General features: G+C 69.4%; 24 protein-coding genes. 5 read left to right on the top strand and 19 right to left on the bottom strand.

The window, feature by feature from the left end; all coding sequences use genetic code 11:
* Positions 1–101: 101 nt before the first annotated feature.
* A complete protein-coding gene (locus tag KIP79_RS05050) occupies positions 102–968 on the top strand; it encodes a DUF6492 family protein (RefSeq protein WP_214103458.1) in 867 nt (288 codons plus the stop codon).
* A gap of 21 nt (positions 969–989) precedes the next feature.
* Here KIP79_RS05050 and KIP79_RS05045 read toward each other — a convergent pair whose 3' ends face one another.
* Positions 990–1,868 (bottom strand): hypothetical protein, encoded by an 879-nt coding sequence (locus KIP79_RS05045; protein WP_214103457.1) that lies wholly within the window; start codon positions 1,866–1,868, stop codon positions 990–992.
* A gap of 396 nt (positions 1,869–2,264) precedes the next feature.
* Between KIP79_RS05045 and KIP79_RS05040 the strand changes: the two genes are divergently transcribed.
* On the top strand, positions 2,265–3,464 hold the full coding sequence (locus tag KIP79_RS05040) for an acyltransferase family protein (RefSeq protein WP_214103456.1): 1,200 nt from the start codon (positions 2,265–2,267) through the stop codon (positions 3,462–3,464).
* Here KIP79_RS05040 and KIP79_RS05035 read toward each other — a convergent pair.
* From KIP79_RS05035 to KIP79_RS04990, 10 genes are all read right to left on the bottom strand, one after another.
* A complete protein-coding gene (locus tag KIP79_RS05035) occupies positions 3,424–4,956 on the bottom strand; it encodes an oligosaccharide flippase family protein (protein ID WP_214103455.1) in 1,533 nt (510 codons plus the stop codon). The two genes, KIP79_RS05040 and KIP79_RS05035, sit on opposite strands and share 41 nt — an antisense overlap.
* A 34-nt stretch (positions 4,957–4,990) precedes the next feature.
* Complete coding sequence (locus tag KIP79_RS05030; RefSeq protein ID WP_214103454.1) at positions 4,991–6,007, bottom strand: NAD-dependent epimerase/dehydratase family protein; 1,017 nt, start codon at positions 6,005–6,007, stop codon at positions 4,991–4,993.
* On the bottom strand, positions 6,008–6,658 hold the full coding sequence (locus KIP79_RS05025; RefSeq protein ID WP_214103453.1) for a PIG-L deacetylase family protein: 651 nt from the start codon (positions 6,656–6,658) through the stop codon (positions 6,008–6,010).
* Positions 6,655–7,431, bottom strand: coding sequence for a glycosyltransferase family protein (locus KIP79_RS05020; RefSeq protein ID WP_214103452.1), 777 nt, complete (start codon positions 7,429–7,431; stop codon positions 6,655–6,657). The genes KIP79_RS05025 and KIP79_RS05020 overlap by 4 nt, the downstream gene beginning before the upstream one ends.
* A complete protein-coding gene (locus KIP79_RS05015; protein WP_214103451.1) occupies positions 7,428–8,663 on the bottom strand; it encodes a class I SAM-dependent methyltransferase in 1,236 nt (411 codons plus the stop codon). Before KIP79_RS05015 ends, KIP79_RS05020 begins: the two co-directional genes overlap by 4 nt.
* A gap of 94 nt (positions 8,664–8,757) precedes the next feature.
* Entirely contained in the window at positions 8,758–9,654 is an 897-nt protein-coding gene (locus tag KIP79_RS05010; RefSeq protein ID WP_214103450.1) for a glycosyltransferase family 2 protein, read from the bottom strand.
* A 39-nt stretch (positions 9,655–9,693) separates the two neighbouring features.
* Positions 9,694–10,683, bottom strand: coding sequence for a hypothetical protein (locus tag KIP79_RS05005; protein ID WP_214103449.1), 990 nt, complete (start codon positions 10,681–10,683; stop codon positions 9,694–9,696).
* On the bottom strand, positions 10,680–12,029 hold the full coding sequence (locus KIP79_RS05000; RefSeq protein WP_308169570.1) for a DUF4910 domain-containing protein: 1,350 nt from the start codon (positions 12,027–12,029) through the stop codon (positions 10,680–10,682). Before KIP79_RS05000 ends, KIP79_RS05005 begins: the two co-directional genes overlap by 4 nt.
* Positions 12,026–12,811 (bottom strand): sugar phosphate nucleotidyltransferase, encoded by a 786-nt coding sequence (locus KIP79_RS04995; protein ID WP_214103448.1) that lies wholly within the window; start codon positions 12,809–12,811, stop codon positions 12,026–12,028. The genes KIP79_RS05000 and KIP79_RS04995 overlap by 4 nt, the downstream gene beginning before the upstream one ends.
* Positions 12,808–14,073, bottom strand: a complete 1,266-nt coding sequence (locus KIP79_RS04990) for a class I SAM-dependent methyltransferase (RefSeq protein ID WP_214103447.1) — start codon at positions 14,071–14,073, stop codon at positions 12,808–12,810. The genes KIP79_RS04995 and KIP79_RS04990 overlap by 4 nt, the downstream gene beginning before the upstream one ends.
* A gap of 189 nt (positions 14,074–14,262) precedes the next feature.
* Between KIP79_RS04990 and rfbC the strand changes: the two genes are divergently transcribed.
* Complete coding sequence (gene rfbC, locus KIP79_RS04985; RefSeq protein WP_214103446.1) at positions 14,263–14,859, top strand: dTDP-4-dehydrorhamnose 3,5-epimerase; 597 nt, start codon at positions 14,263–14,265, stop codon at positions 14,857–14,859.
* Here rfbC and rfbD read toward each other — a convergent pair.
* Genes rfbD through rfbB form a run of 3 tightly spaced genes read right to left on the bottom strand, consistent with a single transcriptional unit; the run spans position 14,846 to position 17,669 of the window.
* The gene (rfbD, locus tag KIP79_RS04980) at positions 14,846–15,691 is read right to left on the bottom strand and encodes a dTDP-4-dehydrorhamnose reductase (RefSeq protein ID WP_214103445.1); all 846 of its coding nucleotides are present in this window, start codon (positions 15,689–15,691) and stop codon (positions 14,846–14,848) included. The genes rfbC and rfbD overlap by 14 nt on opposite strands.
* Positions 15,688–16,728 (bottom strand): endonuclease/exonuclease/phosphatase family protein, encoded by a 1,041-nt coding sequence (locus KIP79_RS04975; RefSeq protein WP_214103444.1) that lies wholly within the window; start codon positions 16,726–16,728, stop codon positions 15,688–15,690. The genes rfbD and KIP79_RS04975 overlap by 4 nt, the downstream gene beginning before the upstream one ends.
* Positions 16,698–17,669 carry a dTDP-glucose 4,6-dehydratase gene (gene rfbB, locus KIP79_RS04970; RefSeq protein ID WP_214103443.1) on the bottom strand — a complete coding sequence of 324 codons (972 nt, stop codon included), beginning with the start codon at positions 17,667–17,669 and terminating at the stop codon, positions 16,698–16,700. The genes KIP79_RS04975 and rfbB overlap by 31 nt, the downstream gene beginning before the upstream one ends.
* 290 nt (positions 17,670–17,959) lie before the next feature.
* Here rfbB and KIP79_RS04965 point away from each other — a divergent pair, with 290 nt between their 5' ends.
* A complete protein-coding gene (locus KIP79_RS04965; protein WP_214103442.1) occupies positions 17,960–19,672 on the top strand; it encodes a DUF4082 domain-containing protein in 1,713 nt (570 codons plus the stop codon).
* Positions 19,673–19,733: 61 nt separating this feature from the next.
* Here the strand turns inward: KIP79_RS04965 and KIP79_RS04960 are convergent, their stop codons facing one another.
* A complete protein-coding gene (locus tag KIP79_RS04960) occupies positions 19,734–20,801 on the bottom strand; it encodes a glucose-1-phosphate thymidylyltransferase (RefSeq protein ID WP_214103441.1) in 1,068 nt (355 codons plus the stop codon).
* A 1-nt stretch (position 20,802) separates the two neighbouring features.
* Positions 20,803–22,254: a sugar transferase gene (locus tag KIP79_RS04955; RefSeq protein WP_214103440.1), complete on the bottom strand. Its 1,452-nt coding sequence runs from the start codon at positions 22,252–22,254 to the stop codon at positions 20,803–20,805.
* A 236-nt stretch (positions 22,255–22,490) separates the two neighbouring features.
* Between KIP79_RS04955 and KIP79_RS04950 the strand changes: the two genes are divergently transcribed.
* Entirely contained in the window at positions 22,491–23,225 is a 735-nt protein-coding gene (locus KIP79_RS04950; protein WP_214103439.1) for a crotonase/enoyl-CoA hydratase family protein, read from the top strand.
* Here the strand turns inward: KIP79_RS04950 and KIP79_RS04945 are convergent.
* The 3 genes from KIP79_RS04945 to KIP79_RS04935 all read right to left on the bottom strand — a co-directional run bounded on the left by KIP79_RS04945 (position 23,222) and on the right by KIP79_RS04935 (position 25,141).
* The gene (locus tag KIP79_RS04945; RefSeq protein ID WP_308169569.1) at positions 23,222–23,521 is read right to left on the bottom strand and encodes a hypothetical protein; all 300 of its coding nucleotides are present in this window, start codon (positions 23,519–23,521) and stop codon (positions 23,222–23,224) included. The genes KIP79_RS04950 and KIP79_RS04945 overlap by 4 nt on opposite strands.
* 169 nt (positions 23,522–23,690) lie before the next feature.
* Complete coding sequence (locus KIP79_RS04940) at positions 23,691–24,299, bottom strand: GntR family transcriptional regulator (RefSeq protein ID WP_214103437.1); 609 nt, start codon at positions 24,297–24,299, stop codon at positions 23,691–23,693.
* Positions 24,296–25,141, bottom strand: a complete 846-nt coding sequence (locus KIP79_RS04935; RefSeq protein WP_214103436.1) for an EamA family transporter — start codon at positions 25,139–25,141, stop codon at positions 24,296–24,298. The genes KIP79_RS04940 and KIP79_RS04935 overlap by 4 nt, the downstream gene beginning before the upstream one ends.
* Positions 25,142–25,283: the final 142 nt, after the last annotated feature.

Genomic DNA, 25,283 nt, shown 5'->3' with positions numbered 1-25,283 from the left:
TAGCTGAAGAGAGGCCGCCTTGGGGCGTAGCCTAGCTGTCCGTCGCGACGAATGTTCGCCGATGTCACCGCATGTGTCAGAAAGACGGGAGATCCCGGCCCATGCCCGAGCTGGCCGTCATCACGCCGACCTGGAAGCCCGACGCCGAGTTCTTCGCCGAGCTGCACCGGTCCGTGCTGGAGTTCACTTCCGATGACACCGTGCACCACGTCATCGTCCCCGCCGCGCACAAGAGCGCGTTCGCCCGGTACGCGGGCCCGCGCTGCCGGATCTGGACCCACCCCGAACTGATCCCCCGGCGCTACTGGCGCATGCCGGGCGGGGTCTGGCTGAACGCGGCGCGGCCGTGGCCGCCGGTCCGCGGCTGGGTGATGCAGCAGACCGCGAAGATCGCCGCCGCGGGTCTGATCGAGGCGGACGCGGTGCTGCTCGCCGACTCGGACGTGACCCTGGTCCGTCCCGTGCACGCCAAGAACTTCTCGGTGGACGGGGAGCTGACGCTGTTCCGCAAGGAGAACGCGATCCACGCCGACATGGAGCGGCACGTGATCTGGCACCAGGTCGCCAGGAACCTGCTCGGCCTGCCCCCCTCGCCGCCCCCGCCGCTCAACGACTACGTGGACGCGCTGGTGTTCTGGGATCCGGCCGTCGTGCGCACCATGCAGGCCAGGATCAGCGAGACCACCGGCCGGCACTGGGTGGACGCCTTCAACTCCCAGCTGCACGTCTCGGAGTTCATCGTGTACGGCGTCCACGCCGACGCGGTGCTCGCCAAGCGCCCCCCGGCCAGCCCGACCGTCTGCCACAGTAGCTACGACCGCACGCCGATGGACCACGCGGCGGCCATGGCCTTCGCCGAGCGCCTCGGGCCCGACGCCGTGGGCATGATGATCTCCTCGCACTCCGGCACGCCGCTGGAGATCCGCCAGGCCGCGGAACGCCGCTGTGTCGAGGTCGCCAGGGCCTAACCGAAAGCGCGGGGCGAACGCTCAGGAGTTGCGACGGTGGTGGTCGTCGGGCGAGGTCCCGTTCTGCGCGGACCTGCCCCCCACCCAGGCCTGGTCGCTCTCCGAGGCGCCGTCTGAGCCGCTCTCAGAGCCGCCGTCGGGCATCACCACCACGACGGTGTAGTCGTCGTCGCTGTCGTCCTCGTAGACGGGCTTGCGGTACTCCTCGACCCGCGGCTCCTCCTTGGGCCGCGTCGACGCGCTGGTGATCATCGGCGGCTGGTACGGCTTGTGCACCAGCTGGTCCACCCGCCACTGCGCGGTCGCGGTGACGTCGTCCAGATCACCCCAGCCGGACACGACCACCGGCTCGCGTGAGGTGGCCGGCCGCACCACGGGCTTCGGCGTCTTGGGCAGGCGCGCCCTGGCGATCCCGTAGGCGATCCCGAAGGATCCGGCCAGGGTGAGCACGAACGCCGCGGCGCCGGCCTGCCACTTGCCGCCCAGCTCCATCTCGGGCACCGACTCAGGAACCACCTCGGCCACCGTGATGAAGGTGGAGCGCGGCGCGCCCAGCACCTTCTGGCGGCTGTCCAGCTCGTTCTTGATCATCTCCTGGGCCTTGTTCACCACGGCCGCGGCCTGCTCCGCCGTACGTGCGTCCACCGAGATGTAGATGTAGGGCCCGGACAGGTCCAGCAGGTCGGGGTTGGTCCGCCCGTCATCGATCACCAGGTCCGTGGTGCCCCCCACGGGCGCGCCGAGCGACTTCTTGACGTTGGGCGCGTTCATGGACTGGATCAAGATGCTGGCCGTGGTCTTGAGCCCGTCGGTGAACTGGAGTAACGGGTTGGTCAGACCGGATGGCTTGGTCGGGTCGGTGGACACGCCCTTTGCCGAGGTCGTGAGCACCATCAACACGTTCGACGTGTAATGGACCGGTACAAAATAAAAAGCCACCCCGGCCACCGCAAGCGACAGTAGGACCAAGGGCGGTCCCACCCACTTCCGTGCAGCTAGGCTGAGGATGATCTTCCAAAAATCCATCTGTTTCCCCGCCCATGTCATGGCGCACGGGAGCGCCTCGGGCGGCCCCGACCCTACATGGTTGGAATCGCCCACAACTCATTGATCGTTACGTTTGTAACCGAGCAGTGATCGATTGCAGACGTTCCGTAGACCATCCGAAGACCGTGCATGGACCATCTGCTGGCTTCTACTCTATGCATTGTCTACAACCGTTACACCGCCCACGCACTCGCCGATAGTCCCTTCGAGGCCGCAATGGTGTCGGCGATATCGGGGGGAGAGGGTCAGATGACGTCTGCCGCGGATCGGCTCGCGGACGGGTCCACCACGCCGGCGGGGGCCGTCCCTCCTGCGGCTCCCGCAACGCGCCGCTTAGTCGGCCTGGACGGCATCCGGGGGCTGGCGGCGCTCTTCGTGGTCCTGCACCACTGCCGCCTGTCGGCCTTTCCGGGGTTCCCCCGGGACACCGGACCCGGCTGGGCCTCCTGGTTGCTCTACGGGCACTTCGCGGTGGTCGTCTTCATCGTGCTGTCCGGCTTCTCCCTGGCGGTCGCTCCGGCCCGGCGGGACTGGGAGCTGGGCGGCCTGGGGCGGTTCGCGCACCGGCGGCTGTGGCGCATCCTGCCGCCGTACTGGCCGGCGCTGGCGATGAGCCTGGTGATCGCCTGGACGCTGGTCCCCCAGCCCGGCGCGGGGCCGCCCACGGCCGCCTCGGTGGTCTTCTACGGGCTGCTGATCCAGGACGTGTTCGGCTCGCCCAGCCCGAACGGCGCGTTCTGGTCGATCGCCATCGAGGCCCAGCTGTACCTGGTGTTCCCGCTTCTGCTGATGATGGTCCGCCGGGCCGGGGTGCTGGTGATGCTGGGCGCGGTCGGCGCGGTGGTCACGGCGATCGGGCTGCTCGCGCCCGCGGTCCCCGCGGTGGACCTGCTGATGCGCTTCACCCCGCAGTTCGCGCTGCTGTTCGCGATCGGCGCGGTCGCGGCCGGGGTGGCGGGCGGGCGCTGGCTCCGGGTGCCGTGGGGCTGGCTGTCGCTGGTCACGGTCGTCCCGGTGCTGGTCCTGATCACGCTGCGCGGGCCCGAGTGGACGGTGGCCAACTTCTACTGGGTGGACCTGGCGCTGGGGCCCGCCATCGGGTGCCTGCTCGCCTGTCTCGCGGCCGGGCGGCCCGGCTGGCTGACCCGGCTGCTGGACACCCGGCCGCTGCGCGCACTCGGCTCGTTCTCCTACAGCCTCTACCTCACCCACGCGCCGCTGGTCACCGTGCTGTACGCGCTGGTGATCGCGCCCAACTTCACCCCGGGCGTGCCCGCCTTCCTGGCCACCCTGGCCCTGTGCGTGCCGGTGACGCTGCTGGTGGCGCGCGGCTTCGCGGCCGTGTTCGAGCTGCCCTTCCAGCGCCACCGGACCTGGCCGGAGCTGCGCGCGGCGATCCGCGCGCGGCTCAGCGGGCGGAGGTCATCAGCCGGACGGCCCTCCCGGTGAAGGTCCTGAGCTTCTCGAACGGCACCACCAGCAGCACGTAGGTGACCATGCCCACCGTGCCGGACAGGAACAGCGAGACGAACAGGTTCCCGCGCGTCAGGTAGGCCACCGGCAGGGTCACCGCGAGCAGCGCCAAGCCGCCCAGCGCCGGGCGGACCAGGGCGGGCAGCACCGGCCGGAGCCGGATCCCGGTCCGGTTCACCGCCAGCACGGCCAGCGGCAGCGCGACCAGCAGGGCCGCCCCCGCCTGGCCGGCGGCGGCGCCGCGGATGCCGTCCAGGTGGGTGCAGACGATCACGGCGGGCACCATGGCGGCGCCGTACCCGATGTTCATCCAGGCCGTGGCGCGGGTGGCACCCTGGCCATTCAGGATGTCCAGGGCGAACGAAGTGAGCATGCGGACCAGCATCAACAGGGCCAGGAAGCGGAGCACCCCGGCCGACTGGTCCCACTCCGCGCCATACAGCACATAGATGATCTGGTGGGCCAGCGTGCCCATCAGCAGGGCGAGCGGGAGCACGCTGGTGAAGAGCAGGGCGACCGAGCCCTGGACGCCACGGGAGAGTTCGTCCTCCTCGCCCTCGGCCAGCCGGGAGAACCCGGCCAGCGACACCTGTCTGATGGCGGTACCGACCAGGCCGGGCACCCAGCTGGAGACGTTGAACGCGAGCAGGTAGAAGCCGAGCATCCGCTCGCCGAGGATGTTGCCGACGATGATGTAGCCGACGTTGACCAGCAGGGTCTCCAGGCCGATCCCGGCCGCCGACGGGATGCCGAAGCTGAGCAGCCGCCTGGCGATCGCCCGGTCGTAACCCACGCGGAACGGCATCTTCGCCCAGTAGAGGACCAGCACCCCGGTGACCACCGCCGCAGCCACCTGGCCCCAGGCGAAGCTGTAGGCTCCCGCCCCCTCGGCGGCCAGCGTGATGGCCAGGGCGGCGTTGACCACGAACCCCGCCAGGATGGCCATGCTGCTCCGGTCCTGCTGGAACCGGCGTAGCAGCACCCCCACCCGGACGGCGGTGATCGCCTCAACCAGGATGACGGCGGTGAGCAGCCGGACCACCCCGGTCGCCTCGACGCTGCCCGCCATGGCCGCGAAGTACGGCGCGCCCACCCAGAACATGGCGTACAGCCCGGTCGCCGAGATCAGGTTCAGCAGCGTCGCGGTGGGGGCCATCTCGTCGATCGAGCCGCGCCACTGGATGGTGGCGGCCATGATGCCGAGGTCCTTCACCACCATCACGATGTTGGTGGCGGCGAGCGCCACCGCGTAGATCCCGAAGTCCTCCTGGCCGAGCAGCCGAGCCAGTACCAGGCCCATGATGAAGGAGCCCGCCTTCATCACCAGGTTGCCGAGCAGGCTCCAGCCCAGCCCTCGGCCCGCCTTGCGTTTCAGCGAGGCCGACGGGGGCTGGTCGGGGCTGGTGCCGGTATCGGGGACCTCGGCAGGCTCCGCGGTGGTCGCCTGTTCGCTGTTCCTGGCGTTCATCGCCGCCCTTCCGTGAGCGGGTGCCGCGACCCGCTCACGGGCGGAGCGAGTCGTCTATCGCGCCTTCCGCGCGCCGGGCCGAGAGCCGGGCGAGCCGGGTGAACCGGTTGACGAAAGCATCCTGGGTCAGCCCGTACCGGCGGTAGGCGTCCAGCAGTTCGACCGCGCCGGCCTTGACCGTCCAGCTCGCCTCATAGCCGAGCGCGGCCCGGATCCTGGAGAAGTCCACCCGGTAGGAGCGCGGGTCCGCGCCGGCCTCGCCGGTGATGGTCAGGACGGAGCCGGGCACCGCCTCGACCACCTCGTTCGCGATCTCGGCCACCGTCAGGTTGTTCTGCTCGGTGCCCACGTTGAAGGCCTGGCCGTGCACGGCTTCCATCGGGGCGGCCAGACAGACCGCGAACGCCTCGGCGATGTCCAGCGCGTGCACCAGCGGCCGCCACGGCGTGCCGTCGGAGAGCACCCGGACCTCGCCGGTCAGGAACGCGTGCCCGACCAGGTTGTTCAGCACGATGTCGGCCCGCAGCCGGGGGGAGAACCCGAAGGCGGTGGCGTTGCGCAGGAACACCGGGGTGAAGTCGTCGTCGGCCATCGCCAGCAGGTCGTCCTCGACCCTGACCTTGGACTCCGCGTACGGCGTGACCGGCCGAAGCGGGGCGTTCTCGTCCAGCAACTCGTCGCCGCCGGAGGCGCCGTAGACCGAGCAGGTGGAGGCGTACAGGAACCGGCTCACCCCGGCCTCCTTTGCCAGGCGGCCCAGCCGGGAGGAGGCGTGGTGGTTGATGTCGTAGGTGAGCTGGGGGGCCAGCGCGCCCAGCGGGTCGTTGGAGAGGGCAGCCAGGTGGATGACCGCGTCGAAGCCGGCCAGGTGTTCGGGGGCCACGTCGCGCAGGTCCACCGCGATGGCCGGGATCTCGGCCGGGGCGGGCCCGAGCAGGCAGTCGGCGAACAGCCCCGAGTCGAGACCGACCACCTCGTGCCCGGCGGCGGTGAGCACCGGGGCCATCACGCTGCCCAGGTAGCCCTCATGGCCGGTCAGCAGTACCCGCATTCAGTTCTCCAGATCGAGAGTCAGCTTGTTGACATGGAACGCCTCGGCGTAGCGGGCGTGGCATTCGATCCCGCGGATGCGGGCCAGGCCGAGGAAGGCCTCTCGGTCGTACCAGGGCTTGCCGCGCTGGGACGGGTAGTGGCTCTGGAGCAGGCTCACCTTGGCCTCGGCGACCTCGGACGTGAGCGGTTGGTAGACCGAGGGCGCGGCCAGGTCGCCGTCCCATTTCACGATCTCGTAGGAGAGGGCCAGGTGATCACGGAACACGGTGGGCACCAGCTTGGCCAGCCCGCGGTGGTCCTGGTGGGCGTCGCCCCGCCAGGGGGCGAAGATCAGGTCGGGGTGGGCGGTGCGGCCGCGCAGTTCCTCGACGGCGGCCTTGGCCTCCTCCCAGTGCGCGGGGAGCCGACCATCCGGGATCTTGAGCACGGTGACCCGCAGGTCGGCGCCGGGGCAGAACGCGGCCAGCGCGGCGCGCTCCTCCTCCTCCCGTTCCGTGCCGCCGCCGGACATCACCAGGGCGTCCACCCGGATGCCCGGGTGGGCGGCGCAGAGGGTGAGCAGGCTGCCGCCCGCGCCGATGGCGAGGTCGTCACAGTGGGCGGCCAGGGCGGCGACCGCGGCGACCGCGGGGGGACGGAGGCCGATCACGCGTTCTCCCACAGTGCCCAGGGGCGGTCGCCGCGGGCGTAGGCCTCGTTCAACGCGATGCGCTCCTTGACGGTGTCGGTCGGCCGCCAGAACCCGCGGTGCGGGTAGGCCAGCAGTCGGCCACGCTTGGCCAGTTCGGCGCAGCCGTCGGCGACCAAGTCCCCATTCTCCGGAATGTGGTCGAAGATCTCCTGCCGAAGTACGAAATATCCCCCGTTGGCCCACAGGGGCATCTCGCTGATCGGGGTGATGCCGCCGACCCGGTTGTTCTCGCCGAGCTCGATGCAGTGGAAGGTGTCAGAAGGGGGGACCACCGTCATCGACGCTCCGGCGTCCGAGGCGGCGAATCGGGTCACGATCTCGTCCAGCGGGGCGTCGGTGAGCACGTCGGCGTAGTTGGCCAGGAACATCTCCTCGCCCGCCACGTGACCGCGGACCCGGCGCAGGCGTTCCCCGATCGGGGAGTCGATGCCGGTGTCCACGAAGGTGATCGACCAGTCCGAGATGTCGGTGGAGAGCATCTCGACCTCGCCACCGCGTAACACGAAGTCGTTGGAGGCCGTCTCCTCGTAGTGGAGGAAGAAGTCCTTGATGTGGTGTGCGCCGTAGCCGAGGCACAGGACGAAGTCGGTGTGGCCGAAGTGCGCGTAGTACCGCATCACATGCCAGATCAAGGGCCTGGGGCCCACCGGCTGCATCGGTTTCGGGACATCGCCGGGGGCGCCGCTACGCATCCGGGTGCCGTAACCGCCACAGAAGAGGACGACCTTCACATTATCTCCAGAGACGGAATCGGGAAGACAAGCCTGCCTCCCCAGTCACGGACATAAGACAACTGCTCCACCAACTCCCCCTTCAAATTCCAGGGAAGCACCAACACAAAATCCGGACGATCCTCCGCGATCCGCTCCGGCGGCAAAATCGGAATCCGCACACCCGGCGTAAACCGACCATGCTTATACGGATTACGATCCACCGTGTAGGAAAGGAGATCCGGGCGGATACCGCAATGGTTCAGCAGCGTGTTCCCCTTACCCGGAGCGCCATACCCCACCACCGAACGACCCTCGGCCGCGGCCTGCACCAGGAACCCCAGCAGATCCCGCCGGACCTTCGCCACCCGCGCCGCGAACTCCCCATAACCCGAAATATCCAGCAACCCCGCGGCCTCCTCCCGCGCGATCACCTCACCCACGGCGACACTCTCGGGAGCGCCCACCTCAACCGGGCGAGCCCACAGGCGGATCGAGCCGCCGTGCGTGGGCAGCAACTCCACATCCACCAGCGCCAGGCCGCCGCTCGCCAGCGCCCGCCGAGCCGACGCCACCGAGTAATACTGGAAATGCTCGTGATAAATCGTGTCGTACTGATTCAACTCCATCAACGTCAGCAAATGCTGAACCTCGATGGACACCCACCCGTCATCAGCGACCAGCGCCCGTAGCCCCTGAGTGAATCCCACGACGTCGGGAATATGCGCATAAACGTTGTTGGCTACGACTACGTCCGCCGGGCCATGTTCAGCTCGAACCCGCCGGCCCAATTCCGGAGACAGGAACTCCGTCAGCGTCGGAACGCCCCGCTCCCGCGCCGCCGCCCCCACATTCGCCGACGGCTCGATCCCCAGACAGCGCACCTCCCGATCCACCACATGCCGCAGCAGATAGCCGTCATTGGACGCCACCTCCACCACGAACCCGGGCCGGAGGCGATCCACCACGTCCTCGACGAACCCCTTGGCGTGCTCCACCCATGAGGTGGAGTAGGAGGAGAAGTAGGCGTACTCGGTGAACGTCTCCTCTGGGGAGATCAGCGGCGGGATCTGGGCGAGCCAGCACTCGGTACACACCCGCAGATGCAGCGGGTAGGTCGTCTCGGGCTCGTCCAGCTGACCGGCCGTCAGGAACAGCTCGCACGGCGGGGTCGCGCCGAGATCCACCACGCTCGACAGACTGCTCGAACCACAGAGTCGGCAGGTCAACGTGGACGTGGTGGTACTGGGCATGTCTCCCCGATCTCTGGTTGCTCTGGTTTCCCTGACGTATCCATGACGCGGCGGGGGCGGCGGAGGTTGGCCGCGGCCCCCCACCCCATCCGGGTCACGAACGGCCGAAAGCCATCCGGGTGACCTTGCGGACCCGGCGGGCCGCGGTCTTCTGGTGCCGGCGCACGTACAGGCCGCGGACCGCGGCGCGGATCTGGCGGTACTGCTCGGCCGTCATCGTGCCGCCCTCGACATGGGTGCGGGCCCAGTACAGGGTCTCCTTGCACTGGAGCAACGTGGAGCAGTACCCCTGCCAGGTGGGCACGCCGAGGCGGCGGGCCAGCTTGCCGCGGTGCTTGATGTCCCAGTGCCGCGAGGCGAGCACCTCGTTGATGTGCCACCACGGCCCGCCCATGGCCAGCCGGGAGGCGAACACCTGGTCCTCGCGCGGCATGTTGCGCCGGGGGGTCATCGCGGCGACCTCGGCGCGGCGGACCATGCCGTAGAGCGGGTCGATGATCAGGTAGGTCTCGTTGAGCAGGCGGCACAGTTCGGCCACCCGTTCCGCCGGGTCGTCGGAGTTGAGCCCGGTGCCCGCCTTGGCCTCCTCGTACCGCTCGGTCCGGGTGATGCCGTCCCTGGTGTCGGTGTAGGAGATCTGGGTGGTGACCATCAGCAGCCTGGGGTCGGCCGCGAAGGCGTCCAGGCACTTGGTGGTGTAGGTCGGGTCGAGCCGGTCGTCGTCCCCGATCCACCGGTAGTACTCGCCCTTGGCCACCTGGATGGCGAAGTCGAAGTTGCGGAGCATGCCCAGGTTCTCGGGCTGCCGGTGGTAGGAGATGCGGCTGTCCTCGGCGGCCAGGCTCCGGCAGAGCTCCTCGGTGGAGTCGGTGGAGGCGTTGTCGGTGATGACCAGCTCGATGTCACCGTGCTCCTGCGCGAGGACCGACCGGACCACGCCTTCCATGACGTCGGCGCCGTTATAGACCGGCAAGCCGATGGACACTAGCATCTGTGCTCTCCTCGGGGGTGGATCTTCTCGGGGGTAGATTCAGCGCGATTCCACGCGTTCCAGCCAGATCTCGCGCCAGAACGGCAGGTGCCCGCGCGGGCAGTTGAGGTTGGGCCGTAGCGGGCAGACAACGTCCTCCAACAGGATGCACGGGGTCTTCATGGTCAGCATCCGGCCGTTCGACTCGTCCAGGCAGCGCTCCACCCGGCCGGCGACCCGGGCCGTCTGGCCGCAGAACTGGGTCAGGCCCACCTCGAAGCCCATGCCACGGTTGCGCAGTTGCGGGTCCAGGGTGGCCGCGATCTCCTCCTTGGACTTGATCCGGACCAGCTCACCCGGCCGCAGGTCGAGGGTCTGCACCGGGGTGCCGTTGGTCGCGGTGCCCCGCAGGAAGCCCCAGGGCAGGCCGCCCTTGATCCACAGCCACTTGGGCAGCACCCGCTGGCTGAGGCTCTGCAACCGGTTGAACAGGCCGATCAGGAAGGCCATGACGGTCTGGACCAGGGTGGCGTTCCCGGTGCGCACGTCCCAGACGTACTGCCGCATGTCCTTCAGGGGCAGGCGCCCCGGCGCGGCGCGCAGGATCTCGGTCGCCTGGCAGGAGTAGCGGGGGGCGCCGTCGGGGAACGGCTCCTTGAGCGTGTTGCGGTGCAGGATCTGCACGTCCACCGGGCTGAACGGGCGGGGCGGCTCGGCGGGGCCCTCCGCCTTCTTCAGCCAGGCGGTCTTCCAGTAGAAGAGGCAGGCGGTCTGGCAACCGCCGTGCGCGCCGCCGTCGCACCGGGACCCGGTCAGGTGCACCGCGTCGGTCATGTGCCGCTGGCCGGTGCGCTCGATGGTGTCGCAGAGCTTGTGCGCGGACTTGTAGACGGTGAGCCGCTTGCCGCAGTACTCCAGCATCTCCGGCATGAAGGGGAGCCCGTCCAGCTCGCCCTTCTCGTCCAGCGTCGCGAGGATCTCCTCGGCGCTGAGAACCTCCACCAGATCGCCCACCTTGAGGGATTCCGGTGCTTTCGTAGGTGTGCTCATGGGTGCTCCCCGCCCGGTGCCGATGGCTGGTCCGTCGCCTGGCCTGTCGCTTCGGGCGCTTCGGCCAGGAGGCCGGCGTCGGTCAGCGCCCGGGCCGCCTCCACGAGCGCGGCGAAGGGGATCGCCGAACGCTCCGCGATGTCCAGAAGGCTGTGGTCGCCATCGGAGTAGTTAAGTATCCACAGGATCGCCATTTGGTGCTGCTTGGTGTCGCCGCCCAGGCTGGGTGACCGGTAGAGTCCCCGTTTCCCGAGCTGCGGTTCGCCGTACGGCTGGAGGTTCAGGTAGGTACGGTCGCCCTCCAGCACCTCCACGATCTCCCGCACCGCGGCCAGGGTGTCGGCCAGGGCGTCGGGGGTGACCAGGTCCGGGTCGTCGGCCGAGGTGTGGTACTCGGGGTAGCCCTCGTTCGGTGACCTGGTCAGCAGGCCCACCGGCAGGTTGAAGCCGGGTGAGCAGAACTGCCGCTCGTCGTATCCGTACGGGGTGAAGTCCACCACCGTGTGCTCTTTTCCGCGGTGCTCCCGGTCGCGCAGCGCGTACCCGGCGGCCCGGTCGACGGCGGCCGTGCCCTTACGGCTGCGCTTGTACCGCAGCGGGCCGGGGTCGCCGGCGCAGGCCAGCACCAGGCCGTGCCTGATCAGGCCGACGCGGTCCCGGTTGCGGGCCAGCCAGGTGATCGAGCCGATGGTGCCGGGGGCGAACAGGAACCGGTAGGTGTAACGCGGCCCGCCGGGGATCTCGGCGAGCGAGCGCGCCAGCCGGACGGCCACGGCGATGCCGGCCAGCGTCTCGTTGGCCAGCGCCGGGTGGCAGGTGTGGCAGACGATCAGCACCTCCTCCGCCCGTTCGCCTGGCACCACGTGCTCGGCGTAGGTGAGGTGGCCGTCGGCCAGGGTGGAGTCGATGCGGACCTGGTACTCCTCGTCCTGGAGCTCCTTCAGCGTGTTCTCGCTCAGGCAGAATCCCCAGGTGCCGGAGTAGTAGGCGGTCCGGTACGGGATCAGGTCCGGCTGGTCCGGCAGCGTGTGCAGGTGCTCGCGGAGCTCGGCCATGGGGAGGGTGGCGTCGACGGGGACGCTGTAGCCGACCACGTGCAGCGGGGTGTCGGCGAAGTCCACCACCCGGCGGCCGGTGCGGTCGGCGAGGTACGCCTCCCGGATGTTCCACTCCTGCGGCACGGTCCAATCCAGCACCGGAGTGCCGGTGGGCACCTCGTGCACCTGGAGCGGGATGCTCTCCGCGATGATCTCCAGGGTGCGGCGGACGCCGTCACCCGTCATGCTGCGGCAGATCGGGTGCAGGCGCCTGACCAGCGCGTGCATCTGCTCGCCGGGATCGCTCACGCCTGTACTCCCCCGTTTTCCCACAGCGCCCAGGGTCGGTCGCCGCGGGCGTAGGCCTCGTTCAACGCGATGCGCTCCTTGACGGTGTCGGTCGGCCGCCAGAACCCTCGATGAGGGTAGGCCAGCAGCCTGCCGCGCTTGGCCAGTTCGGCACAGCCATCGATGACCAGGTCCCCATTCTCCGGGATGTGCTCGAAGATCTCCTGTCGAAGTACGAAATATCCCCCGTTGGCCCACAACGACATGTCACTCACGGGAGTGATACCACTCACTTTGCCGTCATCGCCCATCTCGATGCAGTGGAACGTGTCAGAAGGTGGCACCACCGTCATCGACGCCCCCGCGTCCGATGCCGCGAAGCGGGCCACCATCTCCTTCAGCGGGGCGTCGGTGAGGACGTCGGCGTAGTTGGCCAGGAACATCTCCTCGCCCGCGACGTGGTCGCGGACCCGGCGTAACCGCTCTCCGATCGGGGAGTCGACGCCGGTGTCCACGAAGGTGATCGACCAGTCCGAGATGTCGGTGGACAACGTCTCGACCTGGCCGTCGCGTAACACGAAGTCGTTGGAGGCCGTCTCCTCGTAGTGGAGGAAGAAGTCCTTGATGTGGTGCCCGCCGTAGCCGAGGCACAGGACGAAGTCGGTGTGGCCGAAGTGCGCGTAGTACCGCATCACATGCCAGATGAGCGGACGCGGACCGACCATGTGTATCGGCTTCGGCGCCTCCGCGACCTCGTCGCGTATCCGCGACCCTCGGTCACCGCAGAACAGGACTACCTTCACATGACCTCCAGAGACGGAATCGGGAAGACAAGCCTGCCTCCCCAGTCACGGACATAAGACAACTGCTCCACCAACTCCCCCTTCAAATTCCAGGGAAGCACCAACACAAAATCCGGACGATCCTCCGCGATCCGCTCCGGCGGCAAAATCGGAATCCGCACACCCGGCGTAAACCGACCATGCTTATACGGATTACGATCCACCGTGTAAGCAAGAAGATCCGGGCGGATACCGCAGTGATTCAGCAGCGTGTTCCCCTTACCCGGAGCGCCATACCCCACCACCGAACGACCCTCGGCCGCAGCCTGCACCAGGAACCCCAGCAGATCCCGCCGGACCTTCGCCACCCGCGCCGCGAACTCCCCATAACCCGAAATATCCAGCAACCCCGCGGCTTCCTCCCGCGCGATCACCTCACCCACGGCGGCACTCTCGGGAGCGCCCACCTCAACCGGGCGAGCCCACAGCCGGATCGAGCCGCCGTGCGTGGGCAGCAACTCCACATCCACCAGCGCCAGGCCGCCGCTCGCCAGCGCCCGCCGAGCCGACGCCACCGAGTAATACTGGAAATGCTCGTGATAAATCGTGTCGTACTGATTCAACTCCACCAACGTCAGCAAATGCTGAAGCTCAATGGACACCCACCCGTCATCAGCGACCAGCGCCCGCAACCCCTGAGTGAACCCCACGACGTCGGGAATATGGGCATAAACATTGTTGGCCACCACCACATCGGCAGGCCCGTGCTCGGCCCGCACCCGCTGGCCCACCTCCGGAGACAGGAACTCTGTCAGCGTCGGAACGCCCCGCTCCCGCGCCGCCGCCCCCACATTCGCCGACGGCTCGATCCCCAGACAGCGCACCTCCCGATCCACCACATGCCGCAGCAGATAGCCGTCATTGGACGCCACCTCCACCACGAACCCGGGACGAAGACGATCGATCACGTCCTCCACGTACCCTTTCGCGTGCTCCACCCACGACGTGGAATACGACGAAAAATACGCATACTCGGTGAACGTCTCCTCCGGCGTGATCAGCGGCGGAATCTGCGCCAGCCAGCACTCCGTACACACCCGCAGATGCAGCGGATACGTCGTCTCGGGCTCATCCAGCTGACCGGCCGTCAGGAACAGCTCGCACGGCGGGGTCGCGCCGAGATCCACCACACTGGACAAACTGCTCGAACCGCACAAACGGCAAGTGACAGCAGCAAAGTTCGCAGCGAGCTCAGCGGATGGCACGTTCCCACGGACGGTCATGAGGTTCCGATCTTGAGGTACGGATGTTCTTCCAGCCAATCGAAGACGCGGCTGGGACGAGAGAGGTTGGCACGCAATAGGACGACATTTCCCTCCCCGCCAACGGCTGCACGCGCGTTATTCGGACCCTCTCCCGCAAGCGTTACATCCAGGTGATCACAGGCGAACGACTGTGGGATGCTCTCGTGCATGGACCGCCTCAGCATCGACGGAGCCTGGGTTCACACGCCCACCGTGCACTCCGATCCCCGTGGCACGTTCCACGAGGCCTTCCGCGCCGCAGACCTGCGGGCCGCCACCGGGCACCCGCTGGAGCTCGCCCAGATGAACAGCTCCACCTCCCGGCGCGGGGTGCTGCGCGGGGTGCACTTCGCGACGGTGCCGCCGGGCCAGGCCAAGTACGTCACCTGCGTGTCGGGCGCGGTGCTGGACGTGGCGGTGGACCTGCGGGTGGGCTCGCCCACCTTCCTGCGCTGGGAGAGCCTCATCCTCGACGACGCCACCCGCAAGGGGATCTACCTGGCCGAAGGGCTCGGGCACGCGTTCGTGGCGCTGAGCGAACAGGCCACCGTCAGCTACATCTGCTCCCAGCCGTACGCGCCCGGCCGGGAGCACGGCGTGCACCCCTTCGACCCGGACCTGGCCATCGACTGGCCCACCGACCTGACCCCCCTGCTCTCCGACAAGGACGCCGCGGCGCCCACCCTCAAGGAGGCGATGGCGGCCGGGCTGCTCCCGGACTACGCCGTCTGCCTGGACTACTACCAGTCGCTCAGGACGGGCTGAGCAGCGGCCAGGCCGCGTGCAGCGCCGCCCGCCAGTCCCGCATGGGCGGCAGGCCCGCGGCGGCCCACCGGTCGTGGCCGAGCACGCTGTTGGCCGGCCGCCGGGCGGGCCGCGGGTACTGCGCGGCGGGGATCGGGAGCACCCGGCCGGGGTCCTCGCCGAGCAGCGTGAAGATCTCCTGGGCGAACCCGTGCCAGCTGGTACGGCCGGCGCTGGTGCCGTGGTAGATCCCCCCCGGCGCCTGCGCCCGCCCCAGCAGGACCAGCTGCGCCGCCAGATCGCCGGTCCAGGTCGGCTGCCCGAACTGGTCGTCCACCACCGAGACCGGGTTCGCGGAACCGGCCAGCCGGATCATGGTGCGGACGAAGTTGGGCCCGTGCGCGCCGTACAACCAGGCGGTACGCACCACCGTGCCGCCGTGGGCCAGCACGGCACGCTCCCCAGCCAGCTTGGTCCGCCCGTACGCGTTGACCGGATCGGTGGCCTCGTCCTCCCGGTACGGTCCCGTCCCGTTCCCGTCGAACACGTAGTCGGTGGACACGTGCAGCAGCCGGGGGCCGCACTCCTCGGCCAGCGTCCGCACCGCGTGCCCGTTGACGGCCAGCGCCTCCGGCTCGCGTGCCTCGGCGTCGTCCACCGCGGTCCAGGCCGCGCAGTTGACCACCACCCGGGGCGCCACCTTGCGCACGACGGCGGCCACCGCGTCGGGATCGGTCAGGTCCAGCTCGGCGCGGCCGCAGGCGACGACGTCCTCGCCGGCGGCGCCGAGCGCGGCCACGAGATCGACGCCGAGCATGCCGGTCGCGCCGGTCACCAGCCAGGTGGAGGTCATGATCTTCCCATCTCGGGGAGGGCGAGCTCGGTGAGCGTCGCGCGGTGGTCACAGTGCGGCAGCGCGAACGCCTCGAAGCCCAGCACGGCGATGCGCTCGTCGGCCAGGACGTGGTCGATGGCGACCTTCGGGAACACCCGCGGCTGCTCGTAGTAGGGCCAGGTCATGGTCAGGCCCTTGCCCGCGACGTCGGCGGCGTCGCGGTAGCCGGTGGCGATCAGCTCGCGCAGCACGGCGTGGTCGAGCGAGGAGTTGAAGTCTCCGGCCAGGATCCGCAACCGCCCTCCGGCTGGGGGCAGCGCCCGGATGCTCGGCGCCCAGCACTCCACCCGCCAGCCGCTGGAGGGCGCGCAGGCGTGGACCGCCACCACGTCGAGCTCCAGGCCGCCGGGCAGGGTGACCACGGCCGGGATCTGAGCCGGTCCGTCACCGGGGATCGGGCGCTCGCCCGGCCGCAGCGGATGCCGGGAGAAGACCGCCGACCCCCAGGCGTCCTCCATCGGCTCCCCGACCCGGTACGGCAGCACCTCCCGGATGCCCCGCTCCTCCAGCGAGTCGGCCAGCCAGGGCGCGTACTCCAGCAGCGCGAGCACGTCCGGGCGGATCGACCGGATCGCGGACATCAGCGCGTCGGCGTCCACCGTGCCGTTGAAGGCGTTCAGGGCCATCACCCGGATCCGCGGTCCGGAGACCTCGGGATTGCCGTCCGGCAGCGCGCGGGGCAGCACGATCACCGCGAACAGGCCGGCCACCACCAGCCAGGCCACCGCCAGCTGCCACCGCCGCATCGCGGTGGCCAGCAGGAGCGGCAGCAGCGCGGCCCCGGCCACGTACGGGGTGAACGACACCGCCTGGGACCACCGGAACTTGGGCTCGGCCCCGGTCAGCCGGAGCACCGCCCAGCCCGCGAACGGGACCAGCAGCACCCAGAGCGCGGGCACGAGCCGGCTGCGCGGCGCGGCGGTGGCGGTGATCGGCGGATCCTCCAGCGCGGTACCCACGACGGCTAACGGGACGCCGAACGCAACGGCTTCCACCAGGACGGATTGTCGACATACCACTGCACGGTGGCGGCCAGACCCTCCTCGAAACCCACCTGGGGAGCGTAGCCCAGCGCGCGCAACCGGCTGTCGTCGAGGGAGTAGCGGCGGTCGTGGCCCTTCCGGTCGGCCACCCGCTCGACCCTGTCGAACCCGGCGTCCAGGGCGCGCAGCAACCGCTCGGTGAGCTCCAGGTTGGTGAGCTCGGCCGTGCCGGCGATGTGGTAGACCTGCCCCGGCTCGCCGCGCTCGGCCACCAGCTGGATGCCCCGGCAGTGGTCGTCCACGTGGATCCAGTCCCTGATGTTGCCGCCGTCGCCGTACAGCGGGACCGTGCGGCCCTCGATCAGGTTGGTGACGAACAGCGGGATGACCTTCTCGGGGTACTGGTAGGGCCCGTAGTTGTTGCCGCACCGGGTGATCGACACCGGCAGGCCGTGGGTGATCGCATAGGCCATGGCGATCATGTCCCCGCCCGCCTTGGCCGCCGAGTACGGCGAACGCGGGGCCAGCGGCGCGTCCTCGGTCCAGCTGCCGGTCTCGATGGACCCGTAGACCTCGTCGGTGGAAACCTGGACGACCCGGCCGACCCGGGCGGCCAGGCACGCCTCCATCAGCGTCTGGGTGCCCAGCACGTTGGTGCGGACGAAGGCGGCGGCCCCGTCGATCGAGCGGTCCACGTGCGACTCGGCCGCGAAGTGCAGCACCACGTCGTGCCCGGGGACGACCTTGGCGAGCAGCCGGGCGTCGCAGATGTCGCCATGCACGAAGGTGTAGCGGCCCGCCACAGGGGCAAGGTTGGCGAGGTTGCCGGCGTACGTCAGCCGGTCCAGGACGGTCACGGTGGCGCCCGCGAAGGCCGGGTAGCCGCCGGACAGGACCGTGCGCACGTAGTGGGAGCCGATGAAACCGGCCCCGCCGGTGATGAGCAGCTTCACGAGGGGATTCACCTTGTTGTTTGAGGAGATTCGTCGATTTCGTTGATGTTTGTACGAATCGGCGGGGAGTCGAGCCATCTCATTGGACCGTGCCCATTCTGCCCTCCCCGGCGGATATACCGACTCCTCAACGGGTGTTCCGGTTGTCGTCACTCGTCCAAGAGCGGGGGAACATGAGAGGAAATTTCGCTAAAATTGATGCGGGTCCGTTACCTCACCCGCCACAATGGCCACCGGTACATCAAGGTACGTACGGACGAGCCGAGCGCCCAGGCGCGGAGGTCAGATAGATGACCCATTCGCATTCCCACCGCCGTGAGTCCCGGCGGCGTCGCCCTCGATCATCCAAAGCCTATCTCGCGTACGGGTTGTCCGGCGCGCTGGTGGCGGTGGCCGTGCCCGTGGTGTTCTTCACCGCCGGCGGCGAGGAGAGCACCGGAGAGCAACCCGTCAGGCTGGCCGCGGCTCCCGCGGCCACCCCGGAGACGAAGGAAGTCAGCTTCTGGACGACCGCCGACGACGTCACCGCCCCCCAGCACAAGGACAAGGCCCCGGTCGAGCTGGGCACCCGGTTCACCGTGGCGCGGGAGGGCTGGGTGACCGGCGTCCGCTTCTACAAGGCCAAGGGCGAGAAGGGCAAGCACACCGGTAACCTCTGGAACGCCGCCGGCGTCAAGCTGGCCAGCGTGCGGTTCACCGCCGAGTCGGCCACCGGCTGGCAGGAGGCCAGGTTCGGTTCCCCCGTCCGGGTGCGGCCGGGAGCCACGTACACGATCTCCTACCACAGCACCAACGGCACCTACGTCGGCCAGAGCGGCTTCACCGGCGCCAAGTCCGGCCCGATGACCACCGCCGCCACCCGCAACGCCGTCTACCGGTACGGCAAGAGCGGCTTCCCCAAGTCGTCCAACCCGAAGAAGTACCACTACTACGTGGACCCGATCTTCCGTTGGACGGAGTGGAAGACGAGGCCGGTGGACATTCCCCCCGCCTCGCAGGCGCCCGTGACCGAGGCACCCGCGACCACCCCGGTGGAGACGCCCACGCCGCCGCAGACGCCCACCCCGACGCCGAACGCGACCGTGAGCGAGACCCCGGTCGTGGTCCCGCCCTCGACGTCCACCCCGACCGTGACGCCGACGCCGACCCCGACGCCGACGCCCACTCGGAAGGTGACGCCGACCCCGAAGGTGACACCGACCTTCTCCGCGTCCCCGCTGCCGCCGGACACCGGTAACCGGACCTGCGGCGGCTTCCCGACCCCGGCCTGCACCGGCGTGCCGTCCGGCGTCCAGCTGAAGAAGCTGGCGCTGAACTTCGACGGCGACTCCTACCGGGTGACCCAGGCGGGCACGGTGCTCGACGGGGTGCACATCCCGGGCACGCTGCTGATCACGGCGGACAACGTGACCGTGCGCAACAGCCAGATCGACGGCCAGATCATGGGCGTCTACGCCGGCAAGCGGTACTCGTTCAACGTGTCGGACTCCACGGTCGGCCCGACCAACCGGTGTGACACCGCCCCCGGCATCCTGGACGCGCAGTTCACCGCCACCCGCGTGCACATCCGCGGCCACGGCGACGGATTCTCCGTGTCCGGCGACAACGTCTCCGTCACCGACTCCTACGTGAAACTCTGCTCCAACCCCGGCGACCACTCCGACGGCATCCAGACCGTCGGCGCCAGCAAGAACCTCACCTTCCACCACAACACCGTCGACCAGCGCGACGCGCCCTCCCGCACCGCCCCGGTCTTCCTGGTCGACCCCACCCAGGGCGTCACCGTGACCGACAACCTGCTCATCGGCGGCACCTACACCCTCCAGATCAGGACCGCCCCCGGCGCCATCGCCAAGAACAACGCGATCGTCAACAACAGCTGGACCTACGGCCCGCTGAACGTGGACTGCCGGAACACGTCCTGGTCGGGGAACAAGCTGGTGACCATCGACAACAACTACAACGTGACCTCCACGGTCAGCCAGCTGGACTGCGGCGGCTAGCCTCGGAGCCCATAAGGGAAGGCCCCCGGACGGAGTTCCGTCCGGGGGCCTTCCCGTGTGCTCAGGAGCTGATCTGGACCTGGCTGTGGTCGCCGAGCACCAGCCGGTGCGCCCGGGGCGTGCTGGGCGCCGGGGTGACCACCACGTCGTGGCCGATCAGCGAGGACTCGATCCGGCGCACCCCGGAGATGGAGGCCCTGGGCAGCACGATCGAGTACTCGATCTCGCTGCCCGCCAGCGCGCACTCGGCCGCGATCGAGGTGAACGGCCCCACATAGCTGTCCCTGATCTGGACGTCGGGACCGATGATGACCGGGCCGACGATGCGCGAGCGCTCGACCACCGCGCCCCGCTCCACCACCACCCGGCCGATGAGTTCGCTGGCGTCGTCCACCTTGCCCTCGACGCGGGGCTCCACCGACTCCAGCACCAGCCGGTTGACCTCCAGCATGTCGGCGACGTTCCCGGTGTCCTTCCAGTAGCCGGAGATGACCGAGGACTCCACCCGCCGCCCGCGGTCGATCAGCCATTGGATGGCGTCGGTGATCTCCAGCTCGCCGCGCCAGGACGGCTTCAGCTCGGCCACCGCCTCATGCACGTCCGGGGTGAACAGGTAGACGCCGACCAGCGCCAGGTCGCTCTTGGGCCGGCGCGGCTTCTCCTCCAGGCCGACCACCCGGCCGGTGGCGTCCAGCTCGGCCACCCCGAACTGGCGGGGGTCGGGCACCTGGGTGAGCATGATCTGGGCGGCCGGGCGCTCCGTGACGAACCGCTCGACCAGGCCGTTGATGCCGCCCACGATGAAGTTGTCGCCGAGATACATCACGAAGTCGTCCTCGCCCAGGAAGTCCCGGGCGATGAGCACCGCGTGCGCCAGCCCGAGCGGCGCCTCCTGGCGCAGGTAGGTGACCTGGGCGCCGAACCGGGAGCCGTCCCCGACGGCCGCCTCGATCTCGGCGTGGGTGCTGCCGACCACGATGCCGATCTCGGTGATCCCGGCGGCGGCGATCGCCTCCAGGCCGTAGAAGAGCACCGGCTTGTTGGCCACGGGGACCAGTTGCTTGGCCGAGGTGTGGGTGATCGGCCGGAGCCGGGTCCCCGATCCTCCGGCGAGCACGAGCGCCTTCACGCTAGTAGGCCCCTTCTCCGCTGCGCACCGCTGACCAGGTCTTCCACAGAATCTGCAGGTCCAGGATGAGGGACCAGTTCTCCACGTACCGCAGGTCCAGGCGGACCGACTCCTCCCAGCTGAGGTCGGAGCGGCCGCTCACCTGCCACAGGCCCGTCATGCCGGGCTTGACCACCAGGCGGCGGCGCACGTCCTCACCGTACTGGGCCACCTCCTCCGGCAGCGGCGGGCGGGGGCCCACCAGCGACATGTCGCCCCGGAGCACGTTCAGCAGCTGCGGCAGCTCGTCCAGCGAGAAGCGCCGGAGCACGCCGCCGACCCTGGTCACCCGTGGATCGTTCCGCATCTTGAAGAGCACGCCGTCGAACTCGTTGTCGTCGTGCAGCCGGGTCTTGAGCTGCTCGGCGTTCCGCACCATGGTGCGGAACTTCAGCACCTGGAACTCCTGGCCGCCGCGGCCCACCCGGGACTGGCGGAACAGCGCGGGTCCCTCGCTGGTGGTCCGGATCAGTACGGCGATCACCAGCATCGGGATCGCGGCCACCAGCAGCACGGCACTGGCCAGAACCTTGTCGAACAGGTTCTTCATGATCTGCTTGGTGCCCTCGAACTCCGGGTGCTCGACGTGGAGCAGGGGCATGCCGGCCACCGGGCGGATGCTGATCCGGGGCCCGGCCACGTCCATCAGCGCGGGGGCCACGAACAGGTCGGTCTTGGACGTCTCCAGGCTCCAGGCCATCCGCCGCAGCGCCGAGCCGTCCAGCTCGGGGCAGGCCAGGATGGCCACCGAGTCGGCGTCGGTCTTCAGCACGACCTCGTCGACGTTGGTGAAGTCCCCGAGCACGGGCACCCCGTCCACGTCGATGGTGCTCTCGGTGGGCAGGCAGGCGGCCACGATGCGCATGCCGTGGTGCGGCTGCCGGCGGAACTGCATGACCAGGTCGAGCACGGCCTCGCGGTGCCCGACCGCGACCACGTGCCGCACGTAGTGGCCGTCGCTGCGGCGGCGGTGCAGGTGCTTGCGCATGCGGTAGCGGAAGTAGAGCGTCAGCATCAGTGCGAGCGGGAACATCGCCATGACGAAACTGCGGGCGATGGTGGTCTGGGTGGCGTACGCGCCGATCGCCACCGAGGCGGTCAGGCCCATCCCGCCGGTGAAGACCGACCGGAACTCCTCGGTGCCCTCGCCGTGCACCCGCTTCCGGTAGGCCCCCGCGATCGCCATGGCGACCGGCCAGGCCAGGGCCAGTGATAACCCAAGAAACGCCTCATACTTCGGGATCCACGCACCCAGCCAGAGGCGTACGCCGATCACCGTCTCGCACGCGATCATCGCGCACGCCAAGTCCCCCGCGAGTAGTACGCGGGCATACGTCCGCGTCCAGATGCTCGGCGAGGTACGAACCGCCGATTGGTGCGCGCCCATAGCGGACGCCTGAAGCCCCACCCTCATGACACTCCACCTGCTGCCTTGTGTTCGCAGAAACAAGACGCGCACCCCGTCCGGTTGGTTGACCTATTTCTCTGTTGCACCAGGAGCGGTGGGTACCCAAGTAAATGTTAAAGATCCCCGACCCTGCTGGGGAACTGGGGAAACTGTCCACAATCGGCCGCAAACCGGCACCGCTACGGCTTGACGGAACGGTCCAAAGCTGTCCGGATCTCCCGACCAGAACTAGGTTTTGGTACATGACCGTCGTCAGTGAACGCAACGGACCCGTCACCACCGTGGTCCTGAACAGGCCCGGAGTGCGGAACGCGGTGGACGGCCCGACCGCCGCCGCGCTGGCCGACGCCTTCCGCGCCTTCGACGCCGACCAGAGCGCCTCGGTCGCGGTGCTCTGGGGAGCGGGCGGCTCCTTCTGCTCCGGCGCCGACCTGCACGCCATCGGCACCGAGCGCGGCAACCGGCTCGATCCCGAGGGCGACGGCCCGATGGGCCCGACCAGGCTGCGCCTGTCCAAGCCCGTGATCGCGGCCGTCGAGGGGTACGCGGTGGCGGGCGGCCTGGAACTCGCCCTCTGGTGCGACCTCAGGGTCGCCGCCGAGGACGCCGTCTTCGGTGTCTTCTGCCGTCGCTGGGGGGTACCACTCATCGACGGCGGCACGGTGAGACTCCCGCGCCTGATCGGACAGAGCCGCGCCATGGACCTCATCCTCACCGGGCGTGCCGTCCCGGCACAGGAAGCGTTGGACATCGGTCTGGTGAACCGCGTGGTGCCGTCCGGAACCGCCAGGGAAAACGCGCAGGAACTGGCCGCCTCGCTCGCCGCCTTCCCCCAGTCCTGTCTGCGCAACGACCGCCTCTCGCTCCTGGAGTCCGCCGACCTCGCCGACGAGTACCGGTACGGCCTGGCCACCCTCCAGGCGGGCCTGGACGGCGTGGAAAGGTTCCGATCCGGCGAGGGCCGGCACGGAGGCTAGTCGTATTCGAGGTCCGGCAGCGGGGAGGGCGGCTCCGGGCTGCGCCAGACCACGACGTAGCCGTCGTTGGCCGTCTCGGCGGCGGTGCTCAGCCGGTCCAGGTCGAAGTCGGGCAGATAGCGCAGCCGGGCCAGGAAGGTCGCGTCGGTGGCGGACCTGGGCACCACGCAGCCCTCGCCCTCCCGGTCCAGCAGGACGATCAGCACGTCCGCGTCGGCGGCGCCGCCGACCCGGACCTCGACCACGTCCTCCCAGGCCAGCGCTTCCACGCTGCCGTCGGCGTAGTGTCGCGTCACGCCTTCTTCTGTGACGTACACATAGGAATCAGGCACGTGCGCGTCCGTGCCCGGCTCTGGCACTGAGTTGGGCACTGAGTTGCCGTGCATGGCCGCGATTCTGACGACTTCCGGGCGGTCCCGGCAAGAGACCGCAACAACTCGGGCCCAACCGCTGCCCAATTGCCGCCTAACTCCGCCATTCCAGGTGTTCCCGGACAGCCCTGCGGGCCGCCTCCACCGGGCCCGCCGCGATCACGTCCAGCAGTTCGCGGTGCTCAGTGACCAGTTCCTCCCGGTCCTGGTAAACGTGCTTCAGCCGGATCAGGGCCAGCTGGGACTCGGCGGCCAGCGAGGCGTACATGCGGTCCAGCCGGGGGCTGCCGACCGCCGCGAGCAGCGCGGCGTGCAGGGCCATGTGCTCGGCCACCACGCCCGCCCAGTGCTCGTCCGGGGGCAGCGCGGCCAGCCTTTCCAGCGCGGCTTCCGCCTCGGGCGCCCGCCGCCCGGCCAGCGCCTCGGCCATCAGTTCCTCCAGCGGGCGCCGGACGAGCATCAGGTCGGCCAGGTCGGCTTCGGTGATCTCCGGCACGTACGCGCTGCGGTTGCGCTCCCGGCGGAGCAGCCCTTCGTGCACCAGCAGGGCCAGCGCCTCCCGCACGGTGGGCCTGGCCACCCCGTAGGACTCGCAGAGCTCCTGTTCCGGCAGGGGGGTGCCGGGGACGATGTCACCGGAGATCACTCGGGTGCGCAGGGCCGTGGTGAGGGCCTCGACGGTGGAAACGGGGCGCAGTTTCACGCCGCCGAGCCTACGGGGACGCGGCGGTCCGGGAGGGCGACCACGAGCAGGCTGACCGCCAGCAGGGCCAGCCCGGCCCAGGACGCGCCGGCCAGCCGCTCGCCCAGGACGGCCACGCCGAGCAGCGCGGCCACCGCGGGTTCGGCCAGGGCCAGGGTGGCGGCGGTGGCGACGGGGGTGGTGCGCAGGCCCCGGCCGTACAGGACGTAGGCCAGGGCGGTGGTGGCGGCGCCCAGGTAGAGGGCGGTGAGCAGGCCGGCGGGTTCGGCCAGCCAGCCGGGGCCGGTGAACAGCAGCACCGGCAGCATGATCAGGGCCGCGCCGCCGAACATCACGCCCATCACGGTGTCCGACGCGATGCCCCGGCCGATGGCCCGGGCGGCGATCACCGCGTAGGTGGCGTAGATCAGGCCGCTGATCAGGGCCAGCCCGATGCCCACCGGGTCGGCGCCGCCCTCCCCGCCGCCGCCCAGCACCAGCACGGCGCAGCCGGCCACGGCCGCCGCGGTGCCGTAGGCCCAGCGCGCGGAGGGGAGGGTGCGGTCGATCGCCCAGGAGAGCAGCCCGGTGAACACGGGGCCGCTGCCGATGGTGACCACGGTGCCGATCGCGACCCCCGTGCGGCCGATCGCGAGAAAGAAGCAGAGCTGGTAGGCGGCCACGCAGAGGGCGCCGAAGAGCAGGTCGGCCCGGAACCGGAACGGGCGGGCCAGCAGGGCGAGGATGGCGCCGCCGATCACCAGCCGCGCGGCGGCCAGGGGGACGGATCCGGCGGTGGTGAAGGTCGCTGCGGTACCGGCGGTCCCCCACAGGACGGCGGCGGCGATGATGGCGAGGCGCATGGTCTGATTGTCTTACAACCTGACAATGATCGCACTCCTATATGCGATAGGACTCGTATCGTTAGCAAAGTCATCTGGTGGCCTAGCACCCCCATTGCTAGTGTTTCGCCACTGTTAACGCATGTGACACAGCACCTCCGAG

It is taken from the genome of Acrocarpospora catenulata (assembly GCF_018476525.1).
Taxonomy (GTDB): Bacteria; Actinomycetota; Actinomycetes; order Streptosporangiales; family Streptosporangiaceae; genus Acrocarpospora; species Acrocarpospora catenulata.
This window is presented reverse-complemented; position numbering and strand designations above follow the sequence as displayed.

What these genes read in the sequence shown, in the direction of transcription:
- rfbD (WP_214103445.1), bottom strand. Translation starts at nt 15,691, where the DNA reads ATGACCTCCACCTGGCTGGTGACCGGCGCGACCGGCATGCTCGGCGTC.
- KIP79_RS04955 (WP_214103440.1), bottom strand. Translation starts at nt 22,254, where the DNA reads ATGAGGGTGGGGCTTCAGGCGTCCGCTATGGGCGCGCACCAATCGGCG.
- KIP79_RS05015 (WP_214103451.1), bottom strand. Translation starts at nt 8,663, where the DNA reads ATGCCCAGTACCACCACGTCCACGTTGACCTGCCGACTCTGTGGTTCG.
- KIP79_RS04950 (WP_214103439.1), top strand. Translation starts at nt 22,491, where the DNA reads ATGACCGTCGTCAGTGAACGCAACGGACCCGTCACCACCGTGGTCCTG.
- KIP79_RS05035 (WP_214103455.1), bottom strand. Translation starts at nt 4,956, where the DNA reads ATGAACGCCAGGAACAGCGAACAGGCGACCACCGCGGAGCCTGCCGAG.
- KIP79_RS05010 (WP_214103450.1), bottom strand. Translation starts at nt 9,654, where the DNA reads ATGCTAGTGTCCATCGGCTTGCCGGTCTATAACGGCGCCGACGTCATG.
- KIP79_RS05005 (WP_214103449.1), bottom strand. Translation starts at nt 10,683, where the DNA reads ATGAGCACACCTACGAAAGCACCGGAATCCCTCAAGGTGGGCGATCTG.
- KIP79_RS04965 (WP_214103442.1), top strand. Translation starts at nt 17,960, where the DNA reads ATGACCCATTCGCATTCCCACCGCCGTGAGTCCCGGCGGCGTCGCCCT.
- KIP79_RS05050 (WP_214103458.1), top strand. Translation starts at nt 102, where the DNA reads ATGCCCGAGCTGGCCGTCATCACGCCGACCTGGAAGCCCGACGCCGAG.
- KIP79_RS05040 (WP_214103456.1), top strand. Translation starts at nt 2,265, where the DNA reads ATGACGTCTGCCGCGGATCGGCTCGCGGACGGGTCCACCACGCCGGCG.
- KIP79_RS05030 (WP_214103454.1), bottom strand. Translation starts at nt 6,007, where the DNA reads ATGCGGGTACTGCTGACCGGCCATGAGGGCTACCTGGGCAGCGTGATG.
- KIP79_RS04990 (WP_214103447.1), bottom strand. Translation starts at nt 14,073, where the DNA reads ATGACCGTCCGTGGGAACGTGCCATCCGCTGAGCTCGCTGCGAACTTT.
- KIP79_RS04935 (WP_214103436.1), bottom strand. Translation starts at nt 25,141, where the DNA reads ATGCGCCTCGCCATCATCGCCGCCGCCGTCCTGTGGGGGACCGCCGGT.
- rfbC (WP_214103446.1), top strand. Translation starts at nt 14,263, where the DNA reads ATGGACCGCCTCAGCATCGACGGAGCCTGGGTTCACACGCCCACCGTG.